Below are 17806 nucleotides of genomic sequence, written 5' to 3'. Positions count from 1 at the left end.
ACTGACGCGCCAACAAATACTGCCGCGCGACCGCACGCGGGTGGTCAGAGGCCGGCGACCGCGTCCTCGAGTTCGGCGATGACGATCTTGCGCATGCCGAGCATGGCCTTGGTGGCAGCCGCGGCGCGGGCCGGGTCGGGGTCACCGGTCAGTTCCGTCAGGCGGCTCGGCACGATCTGCCAGCTCAAGCCGAAGCGGTCCTTGAGCCAGCCGCACTGCGACTCCTGACCGCCGTCGACCAGCCGATCCCAGTAGTAGTCGACCTCGGCCTGGTCGGCGCAGTCCACGGTGAACGACACCGCCTCGGTGAACGCGAACACCGGCCCGCCGTTGATCCCGATGAAGCGCTGGCCGTCGAGGGTGAACAGTGCCGAGACCACCTCACCGGGCACGCCGGGCCCCGCATCGGTGTAGCGGTCGACGCGTTCGACCGATGAGTTCGGAAAAACGGCGGTGTAGAACTCGATGGCGTCGGTCAGATTGTCGTCGAACCACAGGGACGGCGTGATGGCGGGCATGATGGCCTCCTCGTCGATGGTGCTGCCGGTGGTGCAGACCACCGCCGGCCCGCGAACTCATCGGCCGGCGCCGAGCGCGCCCACCGCGCGCAGCGCGAACTCGGTGACCCGGGTTCGGGCATGCGCGAAGGCCTGGCGGTCCTCGACCTTCTGCCCGGTGATGACACGGCTGACCAGCGCACTGATGGCCAGCGCATCGATCCCGGGGTCGGCGAGCGGCAGGGTGCCGTCTCGCCGCCCGCGGGAGAGGATCTCGGCCAGCGACCGCTCCCGCTCGTCGTGGAAGCGCTCCCGCGCTTCGCGGTACCCCTTGGCGGCGCGCACCTCGTCGGAGTCGGCCACCGCGAAGTGCATCAGCCGTTGCGGGTCGGCCACGGCGTCGAACATCGTCGCGATCCAGGACGACAGCTGGTCGGCCGGACTTCCGACGCCGTCCTCGACGATCCGGTCCAGCCGGGCGGTCAGCGCGTCGCACTCCTGCTGCAGCAACGCCAGGAACAGGTCGTCCTTCGACGAGAAGTGCCGGTAGAAAGCCCGGCTCGACAGTCCGGAACGACCCAGGATGGTCGACATCCGGATCGGCCGGTCGTGCGGCTGCGCCAGGCAGCGGTAGGCGGCTTCGATGATGGCCGTGCGCTCCCGATCCCCCGCGAGATTTTTTTGCACGTCCGACAATTTAGGCTGCCGGGCACCGGCGGTTGCCCCGAACCGCCGACGAGTCGCGTGCGCAGTAACGTGATCGCGGTATCGAGCCGAGAGGACGCCTGTGAGTAGCACCCGCAGCGAGCCGACGATCACGACCTTCCGCGGCGCCGATGACTTGACGCTGGCCGCCGACGAATGGAACAACCCGGCGGCGACCCCCGACTTCGACGCGACGCAACCGTCGGTGTTGATGCTGCACGGCGGCGGCCAGAACCGGCACTCCTGGAAGAAGACCGGACAGATCCTGGCCGGCCGCGGACTGCACGTCGTCGCACTGGACAGCCGCGGGCACGGCGACAGCGACCGCTCCCCCACCGCCGAGTACACCGTGGAGGCGCTGTGCGCCGACACGCTGTCGGTGCTCGACCGGATCGGACGCCCGACGGTGCTGATCGGGGCGAGCATGGGCGGACTGACCGGCATCCTGACCGCCCGCAGGGCCGGCCCCGACCGGGTCTGCCGACTCGTGCTCGTCGACGTGGTACCGCGCTACGAGAAGGAGGGCAGCGCGCGCATCCGGGACTTCATGTTCAGCAACATCGACGGCTTCGAGACACTGGAGGACGCCGCCGACGCGGTCGCCGCCTATCTGCCCTACCGCACCAAGCCGCGAAGCCCCGAAGGGCTGAAGAAGAACCTGAGGTGGCGCGACGGCCGGTGGTACTGGCACTGGGACCCGGCGTTCCTGACCAAGCCGAACGAGGATCCGTTCGTCCGGGTGGAACTGCTCGAGCAGGCCGCCATCGAGCTGACCATCCCGATTCTGTTGATCCGCGGCAAGCTCTCCGACGTGGTCAGCGAAGAGGCCGTCACCGACTTCCTGGCCAAGGTGCCGTCGGCCGAGTTCGCCGAACTCTCGGGCGCAGGCCACACCGCCGCCGGTGACGACAACGACGCCTTCTCCGATGTCGTCGTCGATTTCGTGCTGCGGCAATGACTTCGCGTCACTGATGGGATTCGACTTTCTCGCCCGGCCCGAGCTGCCCGCTCCTCGGGTGAGCGAATCCCAGGCCGAGCACATTCTGGCGACCTATTACAAGATGACCGCCCGCGCGGTCTCCTTGGGCAGCCAGCAGGACAAGAACTTCGTCGTCACCGCAGACGGCGGCGACGTGCTCGGTGTGCTCAAGATCGCCAACCCGGTCTTCACCCGCACCGAACTGCTCGCCCAGGATGCCGCCGCCGCACACCTTGCCGCGGCCGAGCCGAACTTGCGCATCTGCGTGCCGTTGCCCAACGCCGCCGGCGAGACACTCACCGCGGTACCCGATCTGGCCGACGGCACCGCCTACGTACGTCTGCTGCGTTTCCTGCCGGGCGGCACGCTGCAGGACTCCGGCTACCTGTCCGACTCGGCGGTCGCCGGTCTCGGCGAGGTGGCCGGCCGGGTCAGCCGGGCGCTGGCCGAGTTCAGCCATCCCGGCCTGGCGCGAACGCTTCAGTGGGATCTGCGTTTCGGGAGCCAGGTCGTCGACCGGCTGGCCAGGCATGTCGGCGACGCCGATCTACGGCGACGGCTCGTCGAGGCCGGTGCGCGGGCAGGGTCGCAGCTCGCGGCGCTCGACGTCGGCCTGCCCCGGCAGGCCGTGCATCTCGACCTCACCGATGCCAACGTCGTAGTGTCGGTGGGCACCGAACCGCCTCGACCCGACGGCGTCATCGATTTCGGTGACCTGACGACCACCTGGGCGGTGTCCGAACTGGCCATCGGCGCGGCCTCGGTGCTGGGCCACCCCGGCGCGCGGCCGACGTCGATTCTGCCGGCGGTGCGCGCATTCCACGCACTGCGCCCGCTGACGTCTACCGAGATCGCCGCGGTGTGGCCGATGATCGAGCTGCGGGCCGCCGTGCTCATTGTCAGCGGCGCACAGCAACTCGCCCTCGACCCGGACAACGCTTACCTGACCGATCAGTCCGCGGAGGAAGTGCAGATGTTCGAGCTCGCCACCTCGGTGCCGGCAGCGGTGATGACCGGGGTGCTCGCGGCCGACCTCGACCTGAGCACCCCGTCGAGCGCCGTGCCGGCGTCCGCGCCGCTGCTGGCAATGACCCCGGAAGACGCACACACACTTGATCTTTCGACCACCGCTGACGTCTACGACGATGCCGCAGAGCTGTCCGTCGCCGTCGAGGAGGCGGCGGCGGCCGCGGCGTTGCGCCAGGGCGCCCGGTGGGTGGTGACCCGCTACGGTGAACCCCGGCTCAGTCGGTCCCCCATGCTCAGCCAGGACCGCCCCAGCGTCGTCGCCACCGGGGTGACGGTGTGGACCGCCGACGCCGTCGAGCTCACCGCGCCGTGGGACGGGTCGCTGGCCACCGGCGACGACGGTTCGGTGACGCTGTCCGGCGAGGGCTTCGAGATGATCCTCACCGGCGTCGACGAGATCACCGCCGCTGCGGTGCATGCCGGTCAGCGGCTGGGTCGCGCGCAGGGCCGATTCGACGTCTCGGTCCGCCCCGCTGACGCACCCCCGGCCCCGTCGTTCACCAGCGTCGAACTGGCACCGGGCTGGCTGGCCTGCACGCGCGATCCCCGGCCGCTGCTCGGTCTGGCACCCCTGACCCGCACCGCGGGCGAGGACCTGTTGGCGCGCCGCGACGCCAGCTTCGCCCCGGTGCAGGAGTTCTACTACCGCCGGCCGCCGCAGATCGAGCGCGGCCGAAGGCATTTCCTGATGTCGACCGATGTGCGGTGTTACCTCGACATGGTCAACAACGTGACCGTACTCGGCCACGCGCACCCCCGAATCGCGGATGCCGCAGCACGACAACTGCGCAGACTCAACACCAACTCGCGCTTCAATTACCGGGTGGTGGTCGAGTTCAGCGAGCGATTGGCCCGGCTGCTCCCGGAACCGCTGGACACCGTGTTCCTGGTCAACTCCGGTTCGGAGGCAAGCGATCTGGCCATTCGGCTGGCGGTCGCCGCGACCGGACGTCGAGACGTCGTCGCGGTACGCGAGGCCTACCACGGCTGGACCTACGGCACCGACGCCGTCTCCACCTCGATCGCCGACAACCCCAATGCGCTTGCGACACGGCCGGATTGGGTGCACACCGTGGACTCGCCGAACAGTTTCCGCGGCAAGTATCGGGGTGTGGACTCGTGGCGGTACGCGCCGGACGCGGTGGCCCGCATCGAGACGCTGACCGCCACCGGCCGGGCGCCGGCGGCATTCATCTGCGAGTCGGTATACGGCAACGCCGGCGGAATGGCGCTGCCCGACGGATACCTGAACCAGCTGTACGCCGCGGTGCGCGCCTGCGGTGGGCTGGCGATCTCCGACGAGGTCCAGGTCGGGTACGGCCGGCTCGGTGACTGGTTCTGGGGGTTCGAACAACAGCAGGCAGTCCCCGACATCGTGTCGGTGGCCAAGTCCACGGGCAACGGGTATCCGCTCGGCGCGGTGATCACCAGCAGGGCGGTGGCCGACGCATTCGCCCGCGAAGGGTACTTCTTCTCCTCCACCGGCGGCAGCCCGCTGTCGTGCGCGATCGGTCTGACCGTCCTCGACGTCCTCGCCGAGGAACGGTTGCAGGACAACGCCCGCCGGGTCGGCGCCCATCTGAAGGCCCGTCTCGCCGCGCTGGGTGAGCGCCATCCGTTGGTCGGGACCGTTCACGGCTTTGGGCTCTACCTGGGCGTCGAGCTGGTGCGCGACCGGGAGACGCTGGCGCCGGCGACCCGCGAGACCGCGGCCATCTGCGACCGGATGCTCGAGCTCGGCGTGGTCATCCAGCCGACCGGTGACCACCAGAACATCCTCAAGACGAAGCCGCCGCTGTGCATCGACATCGAGGCCGCCGACTTCTACGTCGACACCCTCGACCGCGTGTTGACCGAGGGGTGGTAGCCGGGGTCAGGCCAGCAGCGGCACCGATTCCAGCCGGTCGTCGGTCAGAATCTCGAACATCGCCCGGCCGCTGGCCAATTCGGTGCGCTCGAATGCTTTGCCCGCCACCTGTAGCCGGCAGCTCGCGAGCGCCGAGTTGTAGCAGTACTTCACCCCGCCATGGGTGTCGGTGTAGGTCAGCCCGATCACATCTGCCGGGACGGTGGTGATCTCACCCTCGATCATCTGCTCGCCCACCCGCGCTCCGAAGGTCCACGTGAACGGCGCGTAGTGCCCGTGGGTCAGCAGACTCGCGGAGATCGAACGCACCGCGAACTGCTGACCCCGGTGCCGGAACACGAACACCGTCACCCCCGGCAGCAGGACGGGCCCCAGCGCCGCCCGGGCGGTGACGATCTCCAGCGTCGACTCCGGGGCGTTGTCGAATCCGCACACCTGCCCGTAGGCGTATGCGGGTGTGTGCCGGGTGCCCCAGTTGTGGTTCACGCTGCCGACCCACCCGTCGACGTCGATGCGGCGGCCCGCGGCCTCGAAACTTCCGTCGAACCGTGCCAGGGGGTCGCGGACCATGGTCTTGGCCGTCGGGATCCGCGCGCGGTAGGCGCGGTCGGACAGCACGCGCACCGGCCCCTGACCGCTCGCCGTGATCTTCAGGTCCCACTGGGCATCGCTGAACGCGCCCGAGGTGTGCGTGTCGTCCAGCGTCGCCGACGCGATGCGCGCGGCCCACTCGTCGGTGAAGTCGGCCTCGGCCAGCGGGAACTGCTGCTTGACCGCGCGGTGACCCGACGGGTCGAACACCATGACCCAGACGTCGGCCACCGCTGCACCGACGGTGGGCAGCAGCAGTGTCTGCCGTAACCACAGCGCACGGGCCCTTTCGGGGTCGTTGGCGCGCACGAACCGGCTCTCGTAATAGGGGGCCTTCGGCGTCGTCACACCTTCAGCATCCAATACTTGAGCCGTGACCGGAACGCTGATCGCTTTGTGGGTGACGGCGGTGCTCGCCGCTGGGTTGGCCGTGGCCCTGGTGGTCCAGACCCGGCGTCTGCGTGCCGCACAGAGGGAGGCCGAGGAGCTGCACCGTCGCCTGGATGCCCGGCAGATGCTGGTCACGGGCGGCACCAAAGCGGTCAAGACCGTATGGCAGACGGCCAGCATCCTGCGTCGCGACGGGCTGGGCGCGGCGGTGCGCTCGTCGATCGAGGAGCTGGCCGACTGGGCCGAGGTCGAACGCCCGGACCTGGCCAGGGTGGCACCCGGCGGCCGGGTGACGATCATGTTCTCCGACATCGAGGAGTCGACCGCGCTCAACGAGCGTCTGGGCGACCGGGCCTACGTCCGGCTGCTCGGCAAGCACGACAAGGCGGTCCGCCGCGTGGTCGACCAGCACGACGGCTACGTGGTGAAAAGCCAGGGCGACGGGTTCATGGTCGCGTTCGGCCGCGCCGAACAGGCGGTCCGGTGCGCGGCCGCCATCCAGCAGGGATTGCATCGCCAGTCACGGGACCTGAAGGTGCGCATCGGGATCCACAGCGGCAAATCGGTGCTGCGCGGCGACGACCTGTTCGGCCGCAACGTGGCGATGGCCGCGCGGGTGGCCGGGCAGGCCGACGGGGGCGAGATCCTGGTCAGCCGGACCGTTCGGGACGCTGTGGCCGATTGCGAGGACATCGCGTTCACCGAGGCCCGCAACTGTGAGCTCAAGGGCTTCTCGGGCAGTCACGCGCTTTACCCCGTCGAATCCGCCTGAGGGTTCTCGGCTTCGGCCAGCCGCTGGTGCAGCCGGGCGCGGATGTCGTCGGCGGTGTAGGCATTGCGCCTCCGTTGATCGCGCGCCACCAGAACGCCGCCGGCGACGACACCGGCCACACCGGCGAGTCCCACCCACTTCCAGATCCCACGCATGCAGGTCAGTCTGCCTAAGCTGCGTGCATGAAGCCACAGGCGGAGCCGTTGGACCGGGCCCTGGAAGAGACCCGCACCGGCGACCTCTGGTTGTTCCGGGGTCACACCGGCCTCGACCGCGCCATCCAGTCGATGACCAACAGCCCGGTCAACCACGTCGGGATGACCGTCGCCGTCGATGACCTGCCGCCGCTGATCTGGCACGCCGAACTCGGCGACAAGCTGCTCGACCTGTGGACCGGCACCCATCACCGCGGGGTGCAACTCAACGACCTGCGCGAGGCAGTGCAACGGTGGACGCACAGCTACGACCAGCGGTGCTGGCTGCGTCAGCTCACCCCACACGTCACCCGGGACCAGGAAGACCGCATGCTGCGGGTGATCGCCCGAATGGACGGCACCCCGTTTCCGTCGACGGCCCGACTGACCGGGCGTTGGCTCCGCGGGCGGCTGCCCTCGGTCAGCGACTTCACGCGGGGAATCCCCCTCGTGCACAACAAAGTCCGTCAGGCGGCGCAGCGGCGCAAAACGGTGCGGACCTCGGTCGGTCTGGAGACGGCCTACTGCGCCGAGACGGTGGCGATCACCTACGAGGCGATGGGGCTGTTGCAGACGGAGAAGAACTGGAACTGGTTCGACCCGGGGTCGTTCTGGAGCGGTGACACCTTGCCGTTGGCCGACGGCTACCGACTCGGAGCAGAAATCGCGATCACGGTGTGACTGCAACGTCGGCGACGAAACGCCGACCGGGATGGCAGCGCCGACGCGCCGGAGGTGGTTTGCTGTTGTCAACATCGATATTTTCGGTGCGACCAGGGAGAACAGTCATGCCGACATCGACCGACGAGGCCCCCGCCCCCGAGAAGGCCCCCCGCGGCGGGCTGGGCTCCAAGCTCTCGGCGGTCGCGATCGTGGTGGCCTCGATCGGCACGATCGGGATCCTCTTTTTGTTCCTGACCAGTCGAAACGATCAGATCACCGTGGTGCAACCGGTTCCGGCACAACAAGATCCGGCTCAAGAAGATCCGGCGCAGCAAGCACCTGCGACTCGAGCGCCGGCGCCGGGGCCCGAGTCGGCGACCGTTGCTCCGCCGTTGCCGCCACCGGCACGCCCCACCGTGGCCTCCCAGGCCCCGTCGCTGCCATCGGCCTCCGCCGGACCCGCGTTCGACGGCCAGGGCTTCATCGATTCCCAGGCGCGTTGCGGCTCCGGCGAGGATGCGGTCGTGATCGCCCGCACCTCCCGCGCGGCCATCGTGATCTGTGACCGCGACGGTGACTACACCTATCGCGGCGTCCGCCTGGAGGACGGCGCGTTCCTGCGGTTGGACGATGTCCGCCCGATGCCGGCCGGTTTCGAGGCCCGCAACGACGCCACCACCTACCGGCTGTCGCCGACGGAGTTGGTGGTGATCTCCGGGGAGACGCTGCAGAGCCGCGACGCGATGGTCGAGTATCAGGCGAGCTGACCAGGGTTCAGCTGTGCCCGGTTCGTGACCACGCTGCTACCGCGGCAGGGCAGGCTCGACGGCATGACTGTGTTGGCCGTGCTGCTCGCGATGACCGCGGCGCTCGGAGTCGGCTATCTGTTCGGCCTGCGCGCCGGCGCGCAGGCCCCGTCCTGGCGTCAGCGCACGTCGCGGGCGGCGCTGGTGAAGCAGGCCGCGACACTGGCCGCGCTGGTGGCGGTGTATCGGCTCCGAGCCTGGCTGCACCCGAGGGCCCCGCAAGCCGGCCTCAGGCGAGGCGTGCGCCAACCACGTCGGGCCCACGCCCGTATTCCGGTCATGTGGCGGGGGTAGGTTCTCGACATGCCGCTGCGCTACGTTGATCCGCACCGCAACCGTGGCCCGAAGTATCAACAGGGGGTGCGCTTCGGGCGCTCACGACTGGGCCAGTTCATGGCCCGCCATATCGCCCGCCGCACCGACCCGCTGTTGTTCCGGTTGACCGGTGGACGGGTGAACATGGGCCCGATCATCAACGCGCCGCTGATCACCACCGGCGCGAAATCCGGCAAGCGCCGGGAAACCCAGCTGACGTACTTCCACGACGGGACCGATGTGGTGCTGATCGCGTCGAACTTCGGCGCCGACCGACACCCGCAGTGGTACCACAACCTCAAGGCGCACCCCGAATGTGAGTTCGGCGGCGAACAATTCACCGCGCGCGAAGTCACCGACCCGGCGGACTACGCGCGGCTGTTCCGGCTCGCCGAGCGGGTCTACGCCGGCTACGCCGATTACCGCGCCAAGACCGCGAAGTCCGGTCGCGACATCCCCATCTTCACGCTGACGCCGCGATAGCCGCCGGGCGCCTCAACCCTTCTTGGCCTTCTCGGCCTTCCTGCTGCGGTTGACGGCGACCGCCTCCCGGATCAGGGCCTTGAAGGCGTCGGGCTCGAGGTCGTCATGCTCCCGCAGGTCGATCGACCGACCGACGGGCGCCTCCAGGCTCGCGTTGAACAGGCCGTCGGGGTCCTTGATCGAGGACCCCTTGGCGAAGTTCACCTTCACCTTGCCCTTGTACATCTCCAGAGTGCAGATCAGGCCGTCCAACGAGAAGGCCGGAACCCCATCGGGATTCGACGGTTTACGCCACTTGACCTCTTCGACGACCTCGGGTTCTGCCTGTGTGATCAGCGACCGGATCTCATCGACCCGATCGATACGCCAGTCCTCACTCATGACGCCCAATGTACGACGGACGACAGACTCGGTCAGCTAGGACGCGGGGTGGCCTACGGCCGGGCTTCGTCGATCCGTCGCTGGGTTTCGGCGACCCTACGCCTGACCTCGGCCTCGTCCCGTCTCCCGGCGTCCGCGACGCGACTCTCCCGCTGCTCGATGCGCTGCAGGCGCTGGAGCTCACGCTGCGCTGTGGTGCCCTCGCGCTCGTCAGCGCGCTGTTCTCGATCATCGGCAGCTAGCTCACGCTCGTCGGCGATGCGATCGCGCTCGTCGGCGATGCGATCGCGCTCGTCGGCGATGCGCTCCCGTTGGTCGGCCGCCGCGTCGCGCCTGATCTGCTCAGCCTCCCGCTGCGCGAGGGCGTCCTCACGCTCCGAGAGCTGCGCGGCACACGGATCGAGCTCACTGCGCGGGTCCGCGGCTTCTTCACCGACCACGGCCCCACGGTAACCCGGCGCCAGTCGACGACACCAGCGTCCGGACGCTGCGCCGTCCTTGTCGCCGCGTCGGGGTCAGGACTTCGCTTGGTGCGGAACGCCGCTGAGCAACACCTCGGTGAGCCGTCGCGGAGCTTCGACGAGCAGCGAAAACGGCATGCTTCGCCGGGGCAGCCGGACGTGGCGCCGCTGTCTGCGGACAGCGTCGACGACGCCGAGAGCCACCGTCTCGCGCGGAGTATCGACGGCGAAACCGAGTCGCTCAATGCGTTGAAACGACCGGGCGGTCGGCTCGTAGTTGTCGGCCCGGGCCAGCAGTTCGGTGGGGACCGGGCCCAGCTCGACCAGCGTGGTCTTGACGGGCAACCCACGCAGATCGGCTCGCAGACCGGCAGTGAAGTGCGACAGCGCGGCCTTCGAGGCGGAATACGTGACCAGCCCGGGGAACACCACGATCCCGGCCAGCGACGAGATGTTGACGATATGGCCACCGCCGCGGCGCAGCATCCGGGGTATCGCCTGCCGACAGAGTTCGGCCGGAGCGAGGTAATTGACTTCGGTGACGCGGCGCAGTTCGTCAGCCGGGGCGTCCGCGAAGGCCGCGGTGCTCTCGATGCCGGCGTTGTTGACCAGGATGTCGATCGGACCCGCCTCGTTTTCGATCCGCTCGATCAACTCGGCTACCTGGGTTGCGTCGGCGAGGTCGGCGGGGTGCGCGGTACCGCCGGTCGCCGACGCGAGCGAGCGAAGCGAATCCTCGGAACGGGCAACCAGAGCCGGCACCGCGCCCGCGTCGGCAAAGGCGCGGGCGAGCGCCTCCCCGATCCCCCGGGAAGCCCCGGTGATCAGCACTCGCCTGCCCTGCAGCTGCATCCTCAGATCGTACTGTCGGTCTCGCCGCAGCAATAGGATCTCGCGCGATCCAAGCGCCAGTCAGACGGTGAGCCGGAACTCCACCCGATCTCGTCACCGATAGACATCACGACGGTGGGCGATATGGATGACGCGGACGACTACCCGGTCGTCGAAAACCCGATATAGAACCCGGAATTCGCCGCGTCGTGCGGAGTACCGGCCTTCCAAATGGCCGCGCAGCGGCTTGCCTACCCGATGCGGACGTTCCGCCAATGGACCCCGAATGAACTCCCAACATGCGACCGCGACAGCCTTAGGAAGCAGCTCGGTCAGTGCCCTCTTCGCGGCGCTGGTGAGCTCGACGCGATAAGTCACCGAGACAGTCGCCCGGCGGCGCGCATCTCCTCGGTCACCTCGTCGAGCGTGAAGATCTCGCCACGCTCGGCCTGCGCCTCCGCTGCCCGGACGTCGCGCATCAACTCCTGGTCGCTGAGGATGGCCAGCGTCTCCATGATCGAGTCGTAGTCGTCGGCGCTGAGGATCACCGCTGCACGACGACCCTGCCGCGTGACCTCGACGCGCTCATGGGTGCGGACGGCCTCATCGACGAGCTTCGACAATTGGGCCCGAACTTCGGCCAAGGGCAGTGTCGTCATGTACAGACTTCTAGCGTGATCGCCGAAGTCCAGACGGGTTCAAATGGCAACGACAGCGTGAGGAGCCACTGCTCCGTAGGCGACACTCGGCTCGCAATCGGTGTCCTGTCCCATCACACGTTTGAACCGGAACTCCACCGAGTTACGGAGCCGATAAACGTCGAGGCAAGCGTCGCCTCGCCTGCAAGGTGACGCCGAGAACTGTGTTCGCAAGATCCGCCCGGCTCGTGCCGTATCCGCGCAGTGCGCGATAGAACGACCAGACTTGGCGCGGGGTAGTAACTTTGGGCGCCCACGCCAACTCCCCGTGAATCCCGTTGATGGTCATCGAAGAACACCGCGTAATAGCCGAGCCAGTACTGGAGAAACTCCCTCGGCTCATCGGTGACAGGAATGTGCCGCCTTGTTAGTCGCAGGTGATCGCACGAATCTACGCGGAAATCCCTGTTCTCCGGGGTCGGTCATCATCGCTAGCGACCACAACGTCAGCCTGAGAGCGTCGCTGTGCACATATATCCGCGACGACGCTCTCAGGGTGACGTTGTGTCAGCCGCCCACCGGCCTACACGTTGAAGCGGAACTCCACCTGATCAGCCTTCACCCGCAGCGCTCGCTTCGATCCAATTCGAGAACTCGATGGCAAGGTGCCAACGGTGCCCACGGAGGATGGTGGGCAGAGTGAGAGCGGGAAACTCGACTGTCAGCAGAGCGCGGAACCCTTCCCCCTCGTCGCGGAACTGGTGTCGCACCCCGCCGATCGCCAAACCGTCTCGCAATCGTGCCACGCCCGCGAGCTGGACGGGATACTCGCGATCCACAGGAGTCTGCAGCGACGACGTGTCGTCGTAGTCGATGAAGAACCTCGCCGCCAGGGGCGATCCCCCGTTCGTCTCCCACACCTCCTGACGACCCTCCGCATCTATGCGGAACAGGAAGTGGTCTGGATGAGCGGCGAGCATGGCTGCCTCGTCATCCGCGCTGGTGCGTTTTTCGAACCAATCCACGAAGCCGTTCGCCGATCCCTGCGAGGCAACCAACTCGATCGTGCTCAGCGCTCGGCGGCCCCGCGACGCTTTCGCGGTCAATCGGGCCACTCGGGTCGACCAGCGAACGTCACGGCCAAGCGCCCCTTCGATACCGCTGTGACCCAGTTCCGCCTTACGCTGGCGGAGGGCCTCATGGAGTTGGTCGATTTCTGCAGAGGAGACTGGCGCGCCCAGCTTCGAAAGTGCGCGTCGCGCCCGCTCACGTTCTCGTTCGAGGACATCCGAACGGCTGAAGTGGCCACCTCCGAGGATCGCGGTGATTTCGGGAACTCTCGCCATCCGCGCCTCCGGTCGTCGACGTAGTTGGGTTACGGCGCTATGCCTTGGCTTTGGATGTGGACGTTGATCCGAAGCGGAACTCCACCGCATTCCGCGACAGATAAACGTTATGGTGGTTGCCATGCCGACCGCCACCCGCCGCGCAGCGGTCTACCTGCGCATATCGCTCGACCAGACCGGCGAGGGTCTGGCCGTGGCCCGCCAGCGCGAGCAGTGCCAGCAGATCATCGAGCAGCGCGGCTGGACCGCGGTCGCCGAGTTCGTGGACAACTCGATCAGCGCCAGCGACGCCCGCAAGAACCGGCCCGGCTACGACGCGCTGGTCAAGGCTTACGAGGCAGGGCGTTTCGACGCGCTGGTCACCTACGACCTTGACCGCCTCACCCGTCAGCCCCGGCAGTTGGAGGACTGGGTCGACGCCGCCGAGGGCAAGGGGCTGGCGCTGGTGACCGCCAACGGCGAGGCCGACCTGACCACCGACGCCGGAAGGCTGTTCGCCCGCATCAAGATGGCCGTGGCCCGCTCGGAGGTCGAGCGCAAGTCGGCCCGCCAGAAGGCGGCGGCGTTGCAGCGCGCTCAACTCGGTCGCCCGCCGCTCGGGGTACGGCTGACCGGCTACACCCCCAAGGGCGAGACCGTCCCCGAGGAGGCCGAGATGGTGCGGCGCATCTTCAAGCTGTTCCACAGCGGCGAGTCGCTGAAATCGACGGCGCGCATCCTCACCGCCGACGGCGTGATGGCCCGCAACGGCAAGCCGTGGAACCCATCGAGCGTGCGCGACATCCTGACCAACCCGCGTTACGCCGGGCGAGCGGTCTACGACGGCCAGGTGCTCGAAGGCGTGCGGGGCAAATGGGAGGCCCTAGTGGCCGACGACGTGTTCGACGTGGTGCAGGCGCGCCTGTCCGACCCCCGCCGCCGGACCCAGCAGGGCACTGACCGCAAGCACCTCGGGTCCGGCCTGTACGTCTGTGACGAGTGCGGAGCGCGGGTCACCGGCTTCGCTGGCAGCCAATACCGCTGCAAGGCAACCCACGTCAACCGCGTCCGCGCCGGGGTGGACCAGTACGTGATGGATGTCGTGACCGAACGCCTAAGCCGCGAGGACGCCGCCGTGCTGCTGGCCCGCCCCGATGATGCTCTGGCTCCCTTGGTCGAGCGGTCTCGGGAGCTGCGCGACCAGCTCGCGGCGGCGGATGCCGACTACGACGCCGGTTACATCGACGGCGTGCGCTATCACGCCCGCACCGAACGGGTTCGGGCCGAACTGGAAGCCGTGGAGCGCGATATGCGTGGGCACCAGACCGGCACCGCGCTCGACGAGGTACTGGGCGCACCGGACCCGGCGGCGGCGTTCCGCGACGGGTCGCTGATGGCCCGCCGGGCGGTCATCGAGGCGCTGTGCGAGGTCCGGTTGCGCAAGGGCCGTCACGGCTCGAAGACGTTCGACCCCGGCACTGTGGTCATCACCTGGCGTTCCTAGCCAGGCCACATAAACCCGTCAAAGTCGGGCTTATCGTCCACCGCCACAACGTGTTTCACTGAGCGTGGATTGCCGATAGTCGGCTATAGTGGCGCTAACGCACGGGCGTTGATTACTCCCGCAGTAGTCCGTGCGCCGCCCGCGACCGAACTACCGAGGCCGACATAGACGCCCCGGCAAGCGCAGCGGACATGCTATGGCCCAAAGTCGGGGCGCGCCGCAAAGCGTCCACGCGATTCAGAGCCTAGGGTTGGCGCGGGAGCGGCCCTGCTAGGCGAACGTCGCGGAACCACACCGAGCACCCTTCGGAGTTCCGCGATGGCCCCAACCGCCACCCCTACCACCGCTCCCGTCGGCTACCTGAGCACCGCCGAGGTCAGCCGACGCTTCTTCGCCGGTTTATCCGCCCAGACCATCCGCAAATTCGTGTCACAGGACGGCCTGCCCGCCCACCGCGTGGTGCGGCGGCTGTACTTCAATCCAGCCGAGGTCGATGCCTGGATTCGCGCCCGTGGCGGCCAGCCCGACGCGCCGCCGGATCCCTACCGCGAGCACATCAAGAAGCTGGTCGACGCCGCTCCCCCGCTGACCGCCGAGCAGGCCGACCGTATCCGCGCAGTGCTCAGCAGCGGTGCCGCCTGAGTGCACGCCTGCGCGACGTGCACCCCAGTAAAGGCGGAACCCCCTATTAAGCAACTTGTTTAGGCCGTAGATGCGGCGATGCCGGACCAGCGCGAGCGTTTTGGCCTCGACTCGCATGTGCCGGTCCGGCACCGCCCAACGACTCCCCGGCCACCAAACCGAAGACATGCAGACCCCGAAAGGAACCACACGTGAACGAGTCTAGCGCCCACGCCGAGCTGACAGCGGTGCTGAGCGATGCGCCGGAGGCCACCGACCACGAGGCCGTCCGCAAGTACATCCACCGCCTAGTCGAGGTTGGGCTGGCCGTGATGCTGGTGTGGCCCGGCTCGAAGACCCCCGCCGATATGCGGAGCCCCCAGCGCAAGCACGCCGACGACGAAGCCGCGCAAGAAGAAGCCCGCGCCGCCGGTCGGAGGGACTGGCAGAAGGTGAAGTCACCTGCCGGGCTGGCGCTGGCCACCACCAACGTCGACACGCTGGACGGCTATCTCAAGCGCTACATCAAGACATTGGTGCGCCGGTATCCCGGCGGCGGCGTGCCTGTCAATCTGGCCGTCGAGGTCGGCAGCTCCGGGCTTGTGGTGGTGGACTGCGACACCGCAGGTCAGGTGTCGGCGTTCCTGGGCGACGCCGAGGCCGACCCCAGCACCGCGCCCACGGTGCGTAGCCCCGGCCAGCTCGGTCCGGACGGGACGATGGTCCACAGCGACGGCGGCCACTACTGGTTCACGGTGCCCGACGGCGTGGGCCTGCCGAACTGCCCGGGCGCGATGACGCTCGGTGCCGGAGGTGACGCTTACTCGGTGCTATGGGACCGCCGCTATGTGCTGATCCCACCGAGCGTGCGCGCCGAGGGCGCTTACACCGCGACCGGGAAGGTGTGCGAGCTGCCCCCATGGCTGGCCGACAGGATCGCGGCCCACACAGCGGCACGGGTCGAACGCGCCGCACACCGCGCCGAGCACATCACCGGCGGAAGCGACAAGGTTGCCCAGTGGGGTGCCTCGGTCACCTGGACCGGAATCCTGGAAGGCACCGACTGGACTAACACCGGCAAGGTCGATGGCTGCGGATGCGACGTATGGACTGCGCCCGGCCCCCACGCCTCGCCGAAGTCGGCGACGGCTCACGAGCTGGGTTGCAGCCTCAAGGATTCCGACGATCCGTGCCTGCACATCTGGACCGATCACGACATCGAGCCATTCGGTGCGATGGTCGCTCAGTGGGGGGCGCACCTCACCCGGCTGCGTGCAGTCGCCGCGATCCACTACGACAACGACATGGGGGTGGCGATGGCCGATCTGAGCGATGCCTACGACGACCTGGCGGTGGACCTTCCCGCCGACTTCGGCAAGTCAGACACGGGCGGGCAGGCCATCGACGCAAGCGGGGACGGCGAGACCGGGAACACCAGCGGCGCACGCAGCCTGCGGGTTACCTGGGCGGCGTCCATTGAGCCCGAGCCCGTCGACTGGCTGTGGGTAGACATCAGCGCCACCAACACGGGCCTTGCCGCTGGGCCTAACCCGTACACCGCAACGGACATCGCCTGTGTGGCAACGCGATGCGATTGGTCCCCGCCGGAGGTGGAGACCGACGGGCGCATCCCCTGCGGCATGGTGACCATCGCCGCCGGGCGGGAGGGGTCGGGAAAGTCCAGTTTCGGCATCTGGCTGACAGCCCACATCACACGCGGCACGCTGCCCGGGTCCTACTACGGGACACCGCGCAAGGTGTTCTACCTGGCCACCGAGGACAGTTGGAAACACACCCTGGTGCCTCGCCTGATGGCAGCCGGTGCCGACCTGTCGTTGGTCGCCCGCATCGAGGTCATCACTCACGAGGTGGCGTCGGTGACACTCAGCCTGCCCGACGACATCGGGCTGCTCAACGCCGCGATCACCGAGCACGACGTGGCCCTGGTGGTCATCGACCCGCTGATGAGCACCCTCAACGGCAAGCTCTCGGCCAACGACAGCCGCGAGGTCCGCACGGCACTTGAACCGCTGGCGGCGATGGCCGACAAGACCCGTGCGGCGGTCGTGGCCATCGCGCACTTCAACAAAGCCACCGGGCTGGACTCCCTGAGCAGGATCACCGGCAGCGGGGCGTTCAAGGACGTGGCGCGGGCAGGCATGGTGTTCGGCAACGACGGCGAGGACCGGGTGTTCACCCAACCCAAGAACTCCGTCGGGCGCAGCGACCTACCGTCGTTGAAATACACCATCCAGCAGGAGATCATCGAAACCCCCAACGGGCGGATGGCCACCGGCAAGTTCGTGTTCACCGGCCTGGCCGAGCGCACGGTCGATGAGGCGATGGCCGATGAGCGCCGGGGCGGCAGGCAGGGCCGCCGCTCGGAGGTTGCGGAGTTCCTCATCGACTACATCAGCGAGCACGCCGACGAGCACACCGGCGAGGTGGACGCCGCAGAGGTGATCGCTGCGGGCAAAGGTAAAGGGTTCACCGAGAATCAGATCGGTCATGCGCGGCGGCGTTGCCGCGACCCGAAGATCGGCACGCGCAGCGAGGGTTTCGGGAAGGACAAGCGTCATCTGTGGAAACTGACCGGCGCGGACTGGTGCACGCCGCCTCAGGGGTAGCGCCGCCGGGGCCGGAGACTCACTTGGCGTCTACGGCGTCTACGGCGTCTACGGCGTCTAAATAGGTCAGAACACGTCTCGGGGCGGCGTCTACGGCGTGGCCGGTGGCGTCTAAGGGGTCGTCCCT

General features: G+C 68.1%; 20 protein-coding genes. 10 read left to right on the top strand and 10 right to left on the bottom strand.

Annotated elements, in window-relative coordinates; translation table 11 throughout:
• Positions 1–44: 44 nt before the first annotated feature.
• Positions 45–518, bottom strand: a complete 474-nt coding sequence (locus tag G6N31_RS00530) for a VOC family protein (protein WP_098005233.1) — start codon at positions 516–518, stop codon at positions 45–47.
• A 57-nt stretch (positions 519–575) separates the two neighbouring features.
• Positions 576–1184 (bottom strand): TetR/AcrR family transcriptional regulator, encoded by a 609-nt coding sequence (locus tag G6N31_RS00525; protein ID WP_234815447.1) that lies wholly within the window; start codon positions 1182–1184, stop codon positions 576–578.
• 100 nt (positions 1185–1284) lie between these two features.
• Here G6N31_RS00525 and G6N31_RS00520 point away from each other — a divergent pair, with 100 nt between their 5' ends.
• Together G6N31_RS00520 and G6N31_RS00515 are read left to right on the top strand one after the other, a co-directional pair.
• Complete coding sequence (locus G6N31_RS00520; RefSeq protein WP_098005218.1) at positions 1285–2160, top strand: alpha/beta fold hydrolase; 876 nt, start codon at positions 1285–1287, stop codon at positions 2158–2160.
• A 13-nt stretch (positions 2161–2173) separates the two neighbouring features.
• Positions 2174–5077 carry an aminotransferase gene (locus tag G6N31_RS00515; RefSeq protein WP_098005217.1) on the top strand — a complete coding sequence of 968 codons (2904 nt, stop codon included), beginning with the start codon at positions 2174–2176 and terminating at the stop codon, positions 5075–5077.
• Positions 5078–5083: 6 nt separating this feature from the next.
• Here the strand turns inward: G6N31_RS00515 and G6N31_RS00510 are convergent, their stop codons facing one another.
• On the bottom strand, positions 5084–6016 hold the full coding sequence (locus G6N31_RS00510; protein ID WP_098005216.1) for a hypothetical protein: 933 nt from the start codon (positions 6014–6016) through the stop codon (positions 5084–5086).
• A gap of 25 nt (positions 6017–6041) precedes the next feature.
• On the opposite strand from G6N31_RS00510, the gene G6N31_RS00505 reads away from it, so the two are divergent.
• Positions 6042–6830 carry an adenylate/guanylate cyclase domain-containing protein gene (locus G6N31_RS00505; RefSeq protein ID WP_098005215.1) on the top strand — a complete coding sequence of 263 codons (789 nt, stop codon included), beginning with the start codon at positions 6042–6044 and terminating at the stop codon, positions 6828–6830.
• Here the strand turns inward: G6N31_RS00505 and G6N31_RS26950 are convergent.
• Positions 6809–6985 (bottom strand): hypothetical protein, encoded by a 177-nt coding sequence (locus G6N31_RS26950; protein WP_098005214.1) that lies wholly within the window; start codon positions 6983–6985, stop codon positions 6809–6811. The two genes, G6N31_RS00505 and G6N31_RS26950, sit on opposite strands and share 22 nt — an antisense overlap.
• Positions 6986–7012: 27 nt before the next feature.
• Here G6N31_RS26950 and G6N31_RS00500 point away from each other — a divergent pair, with 27 nt between their 5' ends.
• The 4 genes from G6N31_RS00500 to G6N31_RS00485 all read left to right on the top strand — a co-directional run bounded on the left by G6N31_RS00500 (position 7013) and on the right by G6N31_RS00485 (position 9291).
• A complete protein-coding gene (locus G6N31_RS00500) occupies positions 7013–7705 on the top strand; it encodes a guanylate cyclase (RefSeq protein ID WP_098005213.1) in 693 nt (230 codons plus the stop codon).
• 107 nt (positions 7706–7812) lie between these two features.
• On the top strand, positions 7813–8454 hold the full coding sequence (locus tag G6N31_RS00495) for a hypothetical protein (RefSeq protein ID WP_098005212.1): 642 nt from the start codon (positions 7813–7815) through the stop codon (positions 8452–8454).
• Positions 8455–8517: 63 nt separating this feature from the next.
• Positions 8518–8787 (top strand): hypothetical protein, encoded by a 270-nt coding sequence (locus tag G6N31_RS00490; RefSeq protein WP_133117716.1) that lies wholly within the window; start codon positions 8518–8520, stop codon positions 8785–8787.
• A 9-nt stretch (positions 8788–8796) separates the two neighbouring features.
• Entirely contained in the window at positions 8797–9291 is a 495-nt protein-coding gene (locus tag G6N31_RS00485) for a nitroreductase/quinone reductase family protein (protein WP_098005210.1), read from the top strand.
• 12 nt (positions 9292–9303) lie between these two features.
• On the opposite strand, the gene G6N31_RS00480 is transcribed toward G6N31_RS00485, so the two are convergent.
• From G6N31_RS00480 to G6N31_RS00455, 6 genes are all read right to left on the bottom strand, one after another.
• Positions 9304–9672: a DUF1801 domain-containing protein gene (locus G6N31_RS00480; protein ID WP_098005209.1), complete on the bottom strand. Its 369-nt coding sequence runs from the start codon at positions 9670–9672 to the stop codon at positions 9304–9306.
• Between the two features lie 53 nt (positions 9673–9725).
• Positions 9726–10112 (bottom strand): hypothetical protein, encoded by a 387-nt coding sequence (locus tag G6N31_RS00475; protein WP_098005208.1) that lies wholly within the window; start codon positions 10110–10112, stop codon positions 9726–9728.
• A gap of 75 nt (positions 10113–10187) precedes the next feature.
• Positions 10188–10985, bottom strand: a complete 798-nt coding sequence (locus G6N31_RS00470) for an SDR family NAD(P)-dependent oxidoreductase (protein ID WP_098005207.1) — start codon at positions 10983–10985, stop codon at positions 10188–10190.
• A 93-nt stretch (positions 10986–11078) separates the two neighbouring features.
• Positions 11079–11342, bottom strand: a complete 264-nt coding sequence (locus tag G6N31_RS00465; protein ID WP_098005206.1) for a type II toxin-antitoxin system RelE family toxin — start codon at positions 11340–11342, stop codon at positions 11079–11081.
• A complete protein-coding gene (locus G6N31_RS00460) occupies positions 11339–11623 on the bottom strand; it encodes a type II toxin-antitoxin system Phd/YefM family antitoxin (protein ID WP_098005205.1) in 285 nt (94 codons plus the stop codon). The genes G6N31_RS00465 and G6N31_RS00460 overlap by 4 nt, the downstream gene beginning before the upstream one ends.
• 590 nt (positions 11624–12213) lie before the next feature.
• Complete coding sequence (locus G6N31_RS00455; RefSeq protein WP_098005204.1) at positions 12214–12948, bottom strand: hypothetical protein; 735 nt, start codon at positions 12946–12948, stop codon at positions 12214–12216.
• Positions 12949–13069: 121 nt separating this feature from the next.
• Between G6N31_RS00455 and G6N31_RS00450 the strand changes: the two genes are divergently transcribed.
• The 3 genes from G6N31_RS00450 to G6N31_RS00440 all read left to right on the top strand — a co-directional run bounded on the left by G6N31_RS00450 (position 13070) and on the right by G6N31_RS00440 (position 17679).
• The gene (locus G6N31_RS00450) at positions 13070–14431 is read left to right on the top strand and encodes a recombinase family protein (RefSeq protein WP_098005231.1); all 1362 of its coding nucleotides are present in this window, start codon (positions 13070–13072) and stop codon (positions 14429–14431) included.
• A 318-nt stretch (positions 14432–14749) separates the two neighbouring features.
• Positions 14750–15073 (top strand): helix-turn-helix domain-containing protein, encoded by a 324-nt coding sequence (locus G6N31_RS00445; protein WP_098005203.1) that lies wholly within the window; start codon positions 14750–14752, stop codon positions 15071–15073.
• Positions 15074–15264: 191 nt separating this feature from the next.
• Positions 15265–17679 (top strand): AAA family ATPase, encoded by a 2415-nt coding sequence (locus tag G6N31_RS00440; RefSeq protein ID WP_098005202.1) that lies wholly within the window; start codon positions 15265–15267, stop codon positions 17677–17679.
• Positions 17680–17806: the final 127 nt, after the last annotated feature.

The organism is Mycolicibacterium duvalii (assembly GCF_010726645.1).
In the GTDB taxonomy this organism is placed as follows: Bacteria; Actinomycetota; Actinomycetes; order Mycobacteriales; family Mycobacteriaceae; genus Mycobacterium; species Mycobacterium duvalii.
Note: the sequence above shows the minus strand (reverse complement) of the source record. Positions and strands in the feature narration are given on the sequence as shown.

What these genes read in the sequence shown, in the direction of transcription:
- G6N31_RS00530 (WP_098005233.1), bottom strand. Translation starts at nt 518, where the DNA reads ATGCCCGCCATCACGCCGTCCCTGTGGTTCGACGACAATCTGACCGAC.
- G6N31_RS00515 (WP_098005217.1), top strand. Translation starts at nt 2,174, where the DNA reads ATGGGATTCGACTTTCTCGCCCGGCCCGAGCTGCCCGCTCCTCGGGTG.
- G6N31_RS26950 (WP_098005214.1), bottom strand. Translation starts at nt 6,985, where the DNA reads ATGCGTGGGATCTGGAAGTGGGTGGGACTCGCCGGTGTGGCCGGTGTC.
- G6N31_RS00500 (WP_098005213.1), top strand. Translation starts at nt 7,013, where the DNA reads ATGAAGCCACAGGCGGAGCCGTTGGACCGGGCCCTGGAAGAGACCCGC.
- G6N31_RS00495 (WP_098005212.1), top strand. Translation starts at nt 7,813, where the DNA reads ATGCCGACATCGACCGACGAGGCCCCCGCCCCCGAGAAGGCCCCCCGC.
- G6N31_RS00490 (WP_133117716.1), top strand. Translation starts at nt 8,518, where the DNA reads ATGACTGTGTTGGCCGTGCTGCTCGCGATGACCGCGGCGCTCGGAGTC.
- G6N31_RS00485 (WP_098005210.1), top strand. Translation starts at nt 8,797, where the DNA reads ATGCCGCTGCGCTACGTTGATCCGCACCGCAACCGTGGCCCGAAGTAT.
- G6N31_RS00480 (WP_098005209.1), bottom strand. Translation starts at nt 9,672, where the DNA reads ATGAGTGAGGACTGGCGTATCGATCGGGTCGATGAGATCCGGTCGCTG.
- G6N31_RS00470 (WP_098005207.1), bottom strand. Translation starts at nt 10,985, where the DNA reads ATGCAGCTGCAGGGCAGGCGAGTGCTGATCACCGGGGCTTCCCGGGGG.
- G6N31_RS00460 (WP_098005205.1), bottom strand. Translation starts at nt 11,623, where the DNA reads ATGACGACACTGCCCTTGGCCGAAGTTCGGGCCCAATTGTCGAAGCTC.
- G6N31_RS00455 (WP_098005204.1), bottom strand. Translation starts at nt 12,948, where the DNA reads ATGGCGAGAGTTCCCGAAATCACCGCGATCCTCGGAGGTGGCCACTTC.
- G6N31_RS00450 (WP_098005231.1), top strand. Translation starts at nt 13,070, where the DNA reads ATGCCGACCGCCACCCGCCGCGCAGCGGTCTACCTGCGCATATCGCTC.
- G6N31_RS00445 (WP_098005203.1), top strand. Translation starts at nt 14,750, where the DNA reads ATGGCCCCAACCGCCACCCCTACCACCGCTCCCGTCGGCTACCTGAGC.